The following is an 11,970-nucleotide window of genomic DNA, read 5'->3' on the forward strand; positions in this document are numbered from 1 at the left end:
CAGCTCATGAAATCCCTGCTCGCAACCGCGGCGCTGGCCCTCGGCCTCGGACCGTGCGCCATCGCCCAGGCCCAGGACTGGCCGAAGCAGCCGATCAAGATCATCGCCAACTTCGCCCCCGGCGGCGCGGCCGACCAGCTGGCCCGCGCGATCGGCGCGCCGCTGCAGGAAGCGCTCGGGCAACCGGTGCTAGTCGAGAACAAGGGCGGCGCCGGGGGCAACCTCGGTGGCGAGTTCGTCGCCAAGTCACCCCACGATGGCTACACGCTTCTGATGAGTTCCGGCGGCATGGTGTCGATCAATCCGCACCTCTACGCGAAGATGCCCTTCGATCCGGCGAAGGATCTGGTCCCGGTCGCGTCCGTTGCACGCGTGCCGTTCTACCTGGTGGTTCGTGCCGACAGCGCGATCAAGGACTTCAAGGGCTTGATCGCCGACCTGAAGGCGAACCCCGACAAGCGATCGTTCGGTTCGCCCGGCAACGGGAGTTCGCCCCATCTCGCGGCCGAAATGATGAAGGCACGGACAGGGACCACGGCGGTGCACGTGCCGTACCGTGGCGCAGCACCCGCGCTGACGGACCTGCTGGGCGGCCAGATCGACTTCCTCTTCGATCCGGGAATCAGCATCCAGCACGTCAACACCGGCAAGCTGCGCATGCTGGCGGTGGCAAGCCTCAAGCGCGCGCCCCAGATGCCCGACGTGCCCACGCTCGATGAACTCGGCCTCAAGGGTTTCGACGCCGATGCTGTGTTCGGCCTCTACGCGCCCGCCGGCACGCGGCCGGCCGTGATCCAGCGGATCAATGCCGAAGTCAACCGCGCGCTGGGATTGCCGGCCGTCAGGACAACCATCGAAACCCTCGGCAACGTGCCGGAGCCGCTGACGCCCGCAGCCTTCGGCGACAAGGGCGCGGCCGACTTCAAGCGGCTGGGCGCCGTGATCCGGGAGCGCGGGATCCGCGCCGACTGATGCATGAAGAAGAAAGACAGCCGATGACCGCCACGCCCCGGCCTGCAGCCGGCCACCCTCCCCTCATCGCCACGGATGTCCTGATCGCCGGCGGCGGCCCTTGTGGCCTGATGCTCGCCAACGAACTCGGCCGACGCGGCATCCGCTGCCTGCTGGTCGACGCCAAGCCGGGCACGGCCTTCAACCCGCAGGCCAATGCGACCCAGGCCCGAACGATGGAGCATTTCCGCCGGCTCGGCTTCGCGCACGAGATCCGCGCGTTGGGCCTGCCTGCCGATCACCCGACGGACATTGCGTACTTCACGCGCTTCGCCGGCCATGAGCTGGCGCGCATCAGCCTGCCCACGGCCGCCGAGGCCGCCGTCAAGGTCAAGACGATGACTGGGTCCTGGAGCGCCGCCGAGCTGCCGCATCGCGTGTCGCAGAAGTTCGTCGAGGAAGCCCTGCGCCGCCATGCGCAGGCCTGGCCATCCACCGATGTGCGCTATGGCTGGCGGCTGGAACGGTTCAGCGATGACGGTGGTTCGGTGAGCGCCACGGTGCAGCCCAGCGACGGAGGTCCGGCGCAGGACGTACTCGCGAAATTCCTGATCGGTGCCGACGGCGCGCGCAGCTTGGTCCGGCAACAGCTGGGCATCGAGTGGGGCGGCGTCACCGGCATCCAGCGCGAGTTCATGGGGGGCAAGATGTTTGCCATCTACCTGCGCGCGCCCCATTTCCTCTCCGTACTGCACCATCCCAAGGCCTGGATGTACGTAGCGGTCAACCATGAACGGCGCGCCTTCATGGCCTCGGTGGACGGGGTGTCCGAGTACGCCTTCCATGCGGCGCTGCGCCCCGGCGAAGATGCCGAGGGCTGGACCGAGGCCGATGCACGCCGCGTCTTCGCCGAGGCGGTAGGCGTCGATGTACCGATCGAGATTCTTTCGATGGGCACCTGGCTCGCCGGACATGCGCTGGTGGCCCAGCGCTTCCAACGGGGCCGGGTCTTCATCGCGGGCGACGCGGCCCACCTGTTCACGCCCACCGGCGGGCTGGGCTACAACACGGCCGTCGAAGACGCGGTCAACCTGGGCTGGAAGCTCGCAAGCGTGATCCGCGGCCAGGCACCGCTGGCGCTGCTCGACAGCTACGAGGCCGAGCGCAGGCCCCTGGCCGAACGCAACACCGGCTATGCGCGCAAGTTCGCCGACTCGGTGGGGCTCTTCGCGGCAAAGCCCGAACTGGAAGAGACCTCCGCGCGGGGCGATGCCGAGCGCAAGCTCGCGGGACTGCACTTCGATGCGCATGCGCGGCTCGAATTCAATATCCCGGGCGTGACCTTCGGCGGCCGGTACGACGGCTCGCCGATCATCCTCCGCGATGGGGCCGCGCTGCCGCCGGACGAGCCGAATGCCTACACACCCACCGCCAGTCCGGGCGGCCGGCCACCGCACGCGTGGCTCGATGACGGGCGCTCGCTGTTCGACCTGTTCCACGCCGAATGGACCCTGCTCGCGCTGGGGCCCGATGCCCCCGCTACCGAGGCCTTCGAAGCGGCGGCCCGGCATCTGGAAATGGAACTGCGCGTCGTGCGGCTGGCGCAGCCGCTCCTGCGCGAACTCTATGAAGCGCCGCTGGCGCTGATCCGTCCAGACCAGATCGTGGCGTGGCGCGGTACGGCCGCAGACGATGCAGCAAGCGTGCTGTCTCGCGTCACGGCCCGGTCGTGCCGCGCAGCGCCGCATGCCGCTTCAACACATTCAACAATTTCCGTCGATGCGACGAGAGGAGATCCGTCATGAAAGCCACCACCCTGCCTCTTCGGCTTTCGGCCCTTGCAATGGTCCTGGCAATCGCTCCCTCGGCCTTCGCGCAAGCCTGGCCCACCAAATCGGTTCGCCTGGTGGCGGCATTTCCGCCGGGCACGCCGGGCGACGTGATCGCCAGGTTGATACAGCCGGCGCTGCAGACCGCATGGAATCAGCCGGTCGTCATCGAGAACAAGACGGGCGCAGGAGGCAACCTGGCCGCCGGAGAAGTGGCGCAGGCCAAGGACGAGCACACCCTGCTCGTCGGGCCCGACACGATCCTCACCATCAATCCCCACCTGTACAAGAAGCTGAGCTTCAATTTGCGGACTTCGCTCAAGCCCGTGACCTACTTCGCCAGCTTCAACCAGACGCTGGCGTGCAACCCGTCCGCCGGAATCACATCGCTCGCCAAGTTCGTCCAGCTCCCCCCGACGCGGCTGTACGCCTCCGGCGGCGCCGGGACACCAAGCCACATGGCAATGGAGATGTTGCTGGCGACGACCGGAACCAAGCTCACCCATGTTCCCTACAAGGGTCCCGGCCCGGCCGCGCAGGACGTGATGGGGGGCCATGTGGACTGCGGCTTCATCGTCTCCTCCATCGTCCTGCCGCATGTCCAGAGCGGGCGGCTGCGCGCGATTGCCGTTTCCGGCAAGGAACGATCGGGCCTGCTGTCCGAGGTTCCGACGATCGCCGAGAGCGGACATCCCGGCTTCGATGCCACCTTCTTCGAGACTCTGATGGCACCGTCGAGCCTGCCGGTCGCCACGGTCGAGAAGATCCAGCGCGACGTGCGTGCCGCGCTCCAGGCCCCCGCCGTGAAGTCACGGCTGGCGGAGATGGACCTGCGTGTAGAGGGCTATAGCACGCAGGAGGCGCAACGGCGCAGCCAGGAGGATTTTGCCAAGTGGGGTGCGGTCGCGCAGCGGACCCAACTGCAGCTGGACTGAAGGAGAGCCATCATGCGCAATCTGAACCATCACACCATCACCGAAGCCGTGCTTGCGCGGCAGGCGCAGACGGCAGACCCACGGCTCAAGCGCATCATGGACAGTCTTGTGCAGCACCTGCACGCCTTTGCGCGCGAAGTGGAGTTGACCGAGGAGGAGTGGTTCATGGGCATCGAGTTCCTGACCCGTTGCGGCCACATCACCGATGACAAGCGCCAGGAGTTCATCCTGCTGTCGGACGTGTTGGGCCTGTCGATGTTGACGGTGGCACAGAACAACGACAAGCCGGCAGGCTGCACCGAGGCGACCGTCTTCGGCCCCTTCCACGTGGAGGGGGCGCCGCACTACGAGCTCGGTGCGGACATTTCCAACGGCGCTCGCGGCCTCCCATGCCTTGTGCGCGGCACCGTGCGCGGCATCGACGGCAAACCGGTCGCCGACGCGCACATGGACGTTTGGCAATCGGACGAGGACGGCCTGTACGACGTGCAGCACCCGGAGATCGGCCATGCACAGGCGCGCGGCATCGTGCACTCCGACAGTGAGGGTCGCTATCACTTCCGTTCGATCCTCGCAGTCCCCTATGCCATTCCGCATGATGGCCCGGTGGGCGACCTGCTCCAGGCCACCGGCCGACATCCCTGGCGTCCGCGCACCTGCACTTCCTGATCAAGGCGCAAGGCTACGAGAAGCTGATCACGCATGTGTTCCGCAGCGACGATCAGTACCTGGATTCGGATGCCGTGTTCGGTGTGCGTCAATCGCTGATCGCCGACTGGAAGCAGCAATCCGACGGCTCCTACATCGTAGATTACGACTTCGTGCTGAACCCCGCCAGAAACGGCGCTGCGGATGCCTGACACCTCGCCCTCGCTAAACCGAAGTTCCCCGCCCTCTGTAGTCACTCCAACGGCGGCAAGTACTTGTCGCCGCTGATGAATCCTCCTCCGTGGAGGATTTTTTTGGGCGATACATGTAGTCACTAAAGTGACTTGCAAATTTCACATTCGTCGACTAGATTTCTCTACATGGCAGCCCGCACCGGTACCGCTCACGTCGTCACTACGACGCGCACCTACAAGGACCAGGTCTATCGCACCCACCTGCTGCGTCGCAGCTATCGCGAGGACGGCAAGGTCAAGAACGAGACCCTGGGCAATCTGTCGCACCTGCCCGATGAACTCATCGAGATCATTCGGCGCTCGCTGCAGGGCGAGACCTTCGTGCCCGTGGCTTGCGCGTTCGAGATCACGCACTCGCGTCCCCATGGCCATGTGCAGGCGGCAGGCGCCGCGATGGCCAGCCTGGAGATGGCCTCGCTGCTTGCCTCCAAGCCCTGCCGCGAACGCGAGCTGGTACTGGCGATGGTGGCCGCGCGCATCGCAGCGCCCCACACCAAGCTGGCCACCACGCGCTGGTGGCACACCACCACGCTGGCCGAGGACTTCGGCGTGGCAGAAGCCGACGAGGACGATCTGTATGCGGCGATGGACTGGCTGCTCGAACGCCAGGATCGCATCCAGAAGAAGCTGGCCTCGCGCCATCTGAGCGCTGGCGCCCTGGTGCTGTACGACCTGTCCTCGAGCTACTTCGAGGGTAGCTGTTGTCCCCTGGCCAAGCTCGGCTACAGCCGCGACGGCAAGAAGGGGTTGCTGCAGGTCAACTACGGCTTGCTCACCGATGCGCGCGGCTGCCCGGTGGCCGTGTCGGTGCATGAGGGCAATGTCGCTGACAGCCTGACCTTGCTGCCCGAGCTCAAGCGACTGCGCGAAGACTTCGGCGTCGAGCAGCTGGTGATGGTGGGCGACCGCGGCATGATCTCCAACAAGGCGATCCAGGAGATGCGCGAGTGCGAGGGCGTGGGGTGGATCAGCGCATTGAAGAGCGTGTCGATCCGCGCGCTCGTGGAGCAGGGGCAACTGCAACTGGACCTGTTCGACGAGCGCAATCTGCTCGAACTGAGCTCGCCGGACTATCCGGGCGAGCGCCTGGTGGCATGCCGCAATCCGGAACTCGCCAAGCTGCGCACGCACAAGCGCGAGGAGTTACTGGCGGCCACCGAGGCCAACCTCGAGAAGATCAAGGCCCGCGTGGACGCGGGCAAGCTCGCCGGCAAGGATGAGATCGGCTTGCGCGTGGGCAAGGTCGTCAACCAGTACAAGATGGCCAAGCACTTCGAGCTGGCCATCGGCGACACCACCTTCACCTTCGCGCGCAAGACAGACGCCATTGCCGCCGAGGCGGCGCTGGACGGCATTTACATCATCCGTACGTCGGTGCCGCCCACACAGATGGACTCGGCCGACTGCGTGCGCAACTACAAGGCGCTCGCCAACGTCGAGCGCGCGTTCCGCTCGCTCAAGACGATCGACCTGAAGGTGCGCCCGATCCACCACCGCACCGCCGATCGGGTGCGCGCACACATCTTCCTGTGCATGCTCGCCTACTACGTCGAGTGGCACATGCGCGAGGCCTGGCGCGAGTTGATGTTTGCCGACACCGAGCAGCAAGCCAAGGCTACGCGCGATCCCGTGGCGCCGGCCACGCGCTCCAAGGCGGCGCTGGACAAGGCGGCCCGTCACACACTGGACGACGGCACCCCCGTGCACAGCTTCTCCACCCTCATGGCCGAGCTCGCCACCATCGTGCGCAACACCTGCCGAACCCCACAGGCCGGGCCCGAGGCGCCCACCTTCGAGCTCCTCACCAACGCGCAGCCGCTGCACCTGCGCGCCCTCGCGCTCGTGCAAAACATCAAACCGTAGACAGAAAACTTCCTCGCCAACTCAAGCAAGTGCTTGAGTCACAAGGGAATCTCGTTCGTCGCTTCGGGGAACTTCGGGCTAAAACGCGTAAAGGGAGCACCATGATCCGGCACATCGTGATGTGGAACGTGAGCGGCCCCACGGCCGAGGAGAAGCAGGGAAACATCGAGCGTCTGCGAAGTTGCTTCCATGGCCTGCGTGGCCGTGTTCCCGGGCTGCTTCACCTGGAAGTCGGCAAGGATGCAAGCAGCGTGGACTATGCCTGCGACGTCGTCTTGTACAGCGAGTTCGAATCCTGGGAAGCGCTGGCCGCGTATGCCGTGCATCCGGAACATCTGCGGGTGCGCGACGAGCTGGCTGGCGTTCGCATCGCCCGGCATCAGGTGGATTACGAAGTCCAGGTCGATTGAGCCTGGACTGAGCACGACGCATTGGGGATCGTATGAAGGAATTCGTCTACAACGGCCAGCCGTCGCGGGTGGTGTTCGGCGCCGGCTCGTTGGCGCATCTGGAGCGCGAGATCGAGCTGCTCGGGGCGCGCCGCGCGCTCGTGCTGTCCACGCCCGAGCAGCAGGGTCAGGCGCAGCGCGTGGCCGAGCGTCTTGGCGGCCGCGCGGCGGGCGTTTTCGCGCGCGCTGTCATGCATGTGCCCATCGAGACCGCACGCGAGGCCCGTGAGGAGGCTCGCCGCCTGGGCGCGGACTGCGCCGTTGCCATCGGCGGCGGCTCGACCACCGGACTGGGCAAGGCCATCGCGCTGGATTCCGGCTTGCCCATCGTGGCCATCCCGACGACCTATGCGGGAAGCGAGATGACGCCGATCTACGGCATCACTGAGGGCGGCTTGAAGAAGACCGGCAAGGACGCGCGTGTGCTGCCTCGCACCGTGATCTACGACCCGGAGTTGACGCTGACGCTGCCTGTGGCGATGAGCGTGACGAGCGGGATGAACGCGATCGCGCATGCGGCCGAAGGCCTGTACGCGCGCGACGGCAATCCGGTGATGGACCTGATGGCCGAGGAAGGCATCCGTGCACTGGCCAGGGCACTGCCGGCCATCCTTCGGCGCAGCGACGATATCGATGCGCGCGGGGAGGCGCTGTACGGTGCCTGGCTGTGCGGGACGGTGCTGGGCAACGTGGGCATGGCGCTGCACCACAAGCTGTGCCACACCCTGGGTGGCAGCTTCAATCTGCCTCATGCCGAGGTGCACACGGTAGTGCTATCTCATGCCATCGCCTTTAACGCGCCGGCGGTGCCTGAAGCCATGGCGCGCATCCGGCGTGCACTTGGAGCGCAAGGACACGGCAGTGCCGCCGCAGCTCTGTTCGACTTAGGGCTATGCAACGGTGCGCCGGTGGCGCTGCGCGACATCGGCATGAAAGAGGATGATCTGGACCGCGCGGCGGAGATCGTTGTGGGCAACCCGTATTGGAACCCGCGAGAGGTCGGTGCAACACAGCGAGGCGAGATCAGGGAACTCTTGCAAAAGGCCTTTGAGGGCATCCGACCTGAGTAGGCCACTTGCCTGGGCGCCCGTTGATCCGACGATAGAGATGCCTTGCCGTACTCCCACAGAGTATGCAGTGAGAGATCTGCGTTCCGATTAGCCACATTGACTGGGAGATAGACCTGCTTCCGTTCGCCGCACTGTTGTTCTAGCCGACACGTTTGACATAGGCAGTGATGGTCGCCTGCTGCCAGACACCGGCCGTGAAGAACGGGTCGTCGTTATGGTAGGACTCTGCGGCCGCGCGGTCGGCCACGTCGACAACGAACAGCGATCCCTTCATGGTCTGCCCGTCGTCCTCCACCAACGGCCCGGACATCAAGGTCTTTACGCCCTCGCCCTCAATGGCGGTGAGATAGGCCTTGTGGGCGTCGTAGTTCGCCAGCCGCACCGGCAGCGCACCTGGCCGGTCGAGCGCATGAATCACGAACAGCATATGCGCTCCTTTTCTTCTTCGTCAAACATAGTGATCCTCGATCCGGGACCACGTGGGCAGGCCGACCAGGTTCTTGTACTCCTCGAAGCTCACGCCGGAACCGGACAGCCGCGGCTCGCCGCTTGCGATGTCGGCCAGCGTCTCGCGCGTGGTGCGTCATCCGGGCGGCGCCAGGATGCCCTCCCGCACTGGACCGTAGCGCTCCAGCCCGTCGATCAGGTGTCGGCGGTGCTCGACCAGCGGGACACCCACGATCCCGGCGAAGTGAATCAGCAGCGAAGGATGGGCGCCCAGCACGTAGAGCAGGCCCAGGTCGGCGCGCGCGAAGGCATCGCGTTCCTCCTCGGTCAGCGCGCGATCCTGCAGCACCGCCTGCCTGTCGGCTCTGAACCGCTCCTGCAGGGAAGCAGTCCTATTCAGGTCATACAGGAGCTTCTGGATCTGGTACAGCGACATGGCCCCCCTCCCGAGAAAATGCACGCGCGGGCCCGGTGGGCAGCACCGGCATCACCGCCGCGCAGGAGCCGATCGAGAACGCCGGGGTGCCGTGATAGAAGAGAAGTTCACCAGGACTGCCGCCACCCGCAGCAGCCGCGATGGCCACGAGTGTCCTGATCTCGATGCCGCCATGGCCAGCTTCGCGCAGCACTTCCTCGTCCGCATAGGCGAGGAGCGCATCGCGGTCGTTGCAGGTCCAGCGCCGCAGAAACTCCCGGTCGAAGTCCTCGTTGATGCGCCCCATTTGCGTGGAACCAGGCCAGTGCGAGATGCCGCCCGTCCCCAGCAAGGCCACGCGCTGCGGCAGCGCGTCGCAGGCGCGCCGCAGAGCCTGCCCGAAAGCCCAGGCGCGCGCCAGCGGCGTGAACGGCGGCTGCTGGCAGTTGATGTTGACCGGCACGATCGGGACGTCGTAGTCAGGCGTGAGGTAGTGCAGGGGCACCATGATTCCGTGGTCGAACTTCCACTCCTCGCAATACGCCAGGTCCACCTCGTGGATCAGGTGCTGGATGATTGCGCGGGATGCGGCCGCGTTGCCGGGTACCACGGTACGCGGTATGCGCAGCCACTGCTCGTCCTCGATCGGTCCTTCATAGCGATCGGCCATGCCCAATGCATAGGCGGGCATGTTGTCCATGAAGAAATTGGCGAAGTGCTCGGCGGCGACCACCACCAGCAGATCGGGGCGGGCGACTTCCAACCGGGCACGCATTTGCGCGAATCCTTCGAAGACCGCCTCGCGGTCCGCTGCGGGCGCTTGCCCGATGCGCCCGGTCAGCCCGGGTGCATGGCTCATGATGCCGAGGAAGACGACGCCCATCGATCAAGCACCAGCCGTCCGCGCGGCCAAGACCTGAGCGACGTTGCTGCGGTTCACGCGGGTGGTGACGTCGAGTTCGGTCACTTCGACGGACAGCGCGATCGGCGTGTTGGCAAGATGAGGAGCGAAAAGCGCGGAGAGTTCGTTCGCGAGCGCCGCGGCCGAGGCGCGACGCGCCTCGGTGGAGAAGCCCGTGCCAATACGGATATTGACGTGCACGAAGCCCGCGTCGGGGCTGCCGTCCGCGAGGCGGAAGTGCTCCAGCACGTGCAAGCGGGTGCGCACGCCGGGTTTCGGATAGCCGTCGATCCCACAGGCGGCTTCGTGCAAGGTACGGGTCAGCGTCTGCGGATCGACGAGGGAAGTGGCCGACGCCGTGGCCTCAATGATGATGTGCGGCATGGAAGTGCGGTCAGGTTGCAATCCGGGAAAATCCGGCCAACCAGGGATGGATCGCCGCGGCGCATGCTTGCGGCTGCTCGAAGGTCATCAGGTGCCCCGAATCTTCGACAACGGCCAGATGCGCGGCGGGAATGGCCGCAGCCATTTCCTCGTGCGGCGGCAGAGGCATCGCCGCATCGCCCCTGGCCGCCAGCACCAGCGTGGGACAGGCGATGCCCGGCAACAGCGACGAAAAGTCGGGCCGGGACAGGCCCATGCGCACCTGCGCGCGCACGGCTTCGAGTGATTGGCGGGCAACCATGGCGGTCAGCGGCTGCAGCTTGCCGGCCTCGGCCGCCCAGCGCGGGTGCACCATGCGGGCCACCCACTGTGGGGCGAAGGCGACCAGCCCCTCGGCTTCGGCGCGCGCGACCATCGCTTCCCGCGTTGCAATCTCAGACTGCCCTGCTTCGCCCGGCGCGCGTGCCTTGTAGGCAGTGCCGAACAGGCCGAGCAGGCGCACGCGCTGCGGCGCGCGGCGAACCACTTCCAATGCCACACGTCCCCCGAGCGAATGCCCCGCGAGGGCGAACTGCGCAGGCGCCGTGGCCAGCACCTTGTCGGCCATCGCTCCAACGGAATCGATGCTGCCCAAAGTCATGACACGAATGTCTGCCGCGTCGTGCAGCAGCGCCGCGGTCGGCTCCCAGACGGTCGCGTCGCACAGCATTCCGGAAACCAGGATCAAAGGTGTCTTCATGCCTCAGTCCAGCTTGAGTTGCAGGTCGCGGACCACGGCGCCCCAGCGCTCGCGCTCGGCCTTGACGAAACGGTCCATCTCGGCCGGCGTGCCGGGCAAGGGCTCCACGCCCAAGGCCTGCAGGCGCGCCTCGACCAGGGTGTTGTTGAAAGCCTCCAGCAGCGCGCTGCTCACGCGGGCCACGTGGGACTTGGGGGCGGCCATGGGCACGGCCAGCCCCTGCCACGCGAACCCTTCGAAGCCCTTGAGGCCTTGTTCCTGCAGCGTGGGCACGTCCGGCAAGGTCTTCATCCGCGCGGCGGTTGAGACGGCCAGCGCGCGCAGCTTGCCGCCGCTGATCATCGGCATGCCGCTGGCCGAATCCACCAGCATGAAAGGCACTAGGCCGCCGACGACATCTTGCACCGCCGGCGCCGCGCCGCGGTACGGCACATGCGTCGCCTGCACGCCCAGGCTGCGCAGCAGCTGCTCGGTGACGAGATGGTGGGGCGTGCCGGCACCGGGGGAGGCGAAGGCCACGGGCCCGCCCTGCGACCGGATCCACGACAGCAGGTCCGGGAAGGTGCGGGCCGGGTGCTGCGTGGACACGACGACGACCAGCGGAAAGCGCACCAGCATGCCGACGTTCGCCAGGTCCTTCTGGGCGTTGTATGGCAGCTTGCTGTACAGCCACGGGTTCACCGCGAGGGCGGCGAAATCGGCCGTCAGCAGCACGTGTTCCACGTCGCGCGCCTTGGCGACGTAGTCGGCCGCCAAATTGGTGCCCGCGCCCGGTTTGTTGACCACCACGATCTGCCGGCCGAGGCTCTTGGCCATCGGCTCGGCAAAAGTGCGGGCCACCACGTCCGAGCCACCGCCCGGCGCGGCGCCGACCACCCATTCGATCAGCTTGTTGTCCTGTGCCAGGACGGGCGCGGTTTCGGCGGCGACGGCGCAGGCTGTCCAAGCCAGGAGGTCGCGGCGGCTCAAACGGGTACGGTTCATGGGGTGTCTCCTTCGGGGCGCCCAGTGTCCTCGGCGGCAGCTGCCGTGTCTGTCCCCTTCCGCTGGGGACATGTAGCCCTCTATCATGGGAGGACGAAGGG

The 11,970-nt window shown here is 66.4% G+C and carries 12 protein-coding genes and 1 pseudogene; 7 read left to right on the forward strand and 6 right to left on the reverse strand.

Going from position 1 to position 11,970, the window contains the following annotated elements:
* Positions 1–6: 6 nt before the first annotated feature.
* The 7 genes and pseudogenes from ACSQ9A_RS32145 to ACSQ9A_RS32175 all read left to right on the forward strand — a co-directional run bounded on the left by ACSQ9A_RS32145 (position 7) and on the right by ACSQ9A_RS32175 (position 7,999).
* Positions 7–972 (forward strand): Bug family tripartite tricarboxylate transporter substrate binding protein, encoded by a 966-nt coding sequence (locus ACSQ9A_RS32145; protein WP_436306888.1) that lies wholly within the window; start codon positions 7–9, stop codon positions 970–972.
* 23 nt (positions 973–995) lie between these two features.
* Positions 996–2,756: an FAD-dependent oxidoreductase gene (locus tag ACSQ9A_RS32150; RefSeq protein ID WP_436306889.1), complete on the forward strand. Its 1,761-nt coding sequence runs from the start codon at positions 996–998 to the stop codon at positions 2,754–2,756.
* The gene (locus tag ACSQ9A_RS32155; RefSeq protein ID WP_436306890.1) at positions 2,753–3,715 is read left to right on the forward strand and encodes a Bug family tripartite tricarboxylate transporter substrate binding protein; all 963 of its coding nucleotides are present in this window, start codon (positions 2,753–2,755) and stop codon (positions 3,713–3,715) included. The genes ACSQ9A_RS32150 and ACSQ9A_RS32155 overlap by 4 nt, the downstream gene beginning before the upstream one ends.
* A 12-nt stretch (positions 3,716–3,727) precedes the next feature.
* A pseudogene (locus ACSQ9A_RS32160) lies at positions 3,728–4,575 on the forward strand (intradiol ring-cleavage dioxygenase).
* A gap of 168 nt (positions 4,576–4,743) precedes the next feature.
* Positions 4,744–6,480 carry an IS1634 family transposase gene (locus ACSQ9A_RS32165; RefSeq protein WP_436306891.1) on the forward strand — a complete coding sequence of 579 codons (1,737 nt, stop codon included), beginning with the start codon at positions 4,744–4,746 and terminating at the stop codon, positions 6,478–6,480.
* A 101-nt stretch (positions 6,481–6,581) separates the two neighbouring features.
* A complete protein-coding gene (locus tag ACSQ9A_RS32170; RefSeq protein WP_436306892.1) occupies positions 6,582–6,890 on the forward strand; it encodes a Dabb family protein in 309 nt (102 codons plus the stop codon).
* 32 nt (positions 6,891–6,922) lie between these two features.
* Positions 6,923–7,999, forward strand: a complete 1,077-nt coding sequence (locus tag ACSQ9A_RS32175; protein ID WP_436306893.1) for a maleylacetate reductase — start codon at positions 6,923–6,925, stop codon at positions 7,997–7,999.
* A gap of 139 nt (positions 8,000–8,138) precedes the next feature.
* Here the strand turns inward: ACSQ9A_RS32175 and ACSQ9A_RS32180 are convergent, their stop codons facing one another.
* From ACSQ9A_RS32180 to ACSQ9A_RS32205, 6 genes are all read right to left on the reverse strand, one after another.
* Complete coding sequence (locus tag ACSQ9A_RS32180) at positions 8,139–8,426, reverse strand: YciI family protein (protein WP_436297676.1); 288 nt, start codon at positions 8,424–8,426, stop codon at positions 8,139–8,141.
* Between the two features lie 156 nt (positions 8,427–8,582).
* A complete protein-coding gene (locus ACSQ9A_RS32185; RefSeq protein ID WP_436297674.1) occupies positions 8,583–8,882 on the reverse strand; it encodes an aromatic ring-opening dioxygenase subunit LigA in 300 nt (99 codons plus the stop codon).
* Positions 8,848–9,744 carry an extradiol ring-cleavage dioxygenase gene (locus ACSQ9A_RS32190; protein ID WP_436306894.1) on the reverse strand — a complete coding sequence of 299 codons (897 nt, stop codon included), beginning with the start codon at positions 9,742–9,744 and terminating at the stop codon, positions 8,848–8,850. The genes ACSQ9A_RS32185 and ACSQ9A_RS32190 overlap by 35 nt, the downstream gene beginning before the upstream one ends.
* A gap of 3 nt (positions 9,745–9,747) precedes the next feature.
* The gene (locus ACSQ9A_RS32195) at positions 9,748–10,146 is read right to left on the reverse strand and encodes a 5-carboxymethyl-2-hydroxymuconate Delta-isomerase (protein ID WP_436297672.1); all 399 of its coding nucleotides are present in this window, start codon (positions 10,144–10,146) and stop codon (positions 9,748–9,750) included.
* A 10-nt stretch (positions 10,147–10,156) separates the two neighbouring features.
* Positions 10,157–10,885, reverse strand: coding sequence for an alpha/beta fold hydrolase (locus tag ACSQ9A_RS32200; RefSeq protein ID WP_436306895.1), 729 nt, complete (start codon positions 10,883–10,885; stop codon positions 10,157–10,159).
* A 3-nt stretch (positions 10,886–10,888) separates the two neighbouring features.
* Complete coding sequence (locus ACSQ9A_RS32205; protein ID WP_436306896.1) at positions 10,889–11,869, reverse strand: Bug family tripartite tricarboxylate transporter substrate binding protein; 981 nt, start codon at positions 11,867–11,869, stop codon at positions 10,889–10,891.
* Positions 11,870–11,970: the final 101 nt, after the last annotated feature.

Origin of the sequence: Variovorax sp. LjRoot290, assembly GCF_964253985.1 — a bacterium.
Taxonomy (GTDB): Bacteria; Pseudomonadota; Gammaproteobacteria; order Burkholderiales; family Burkholderiaceae_C; genus Variovorax.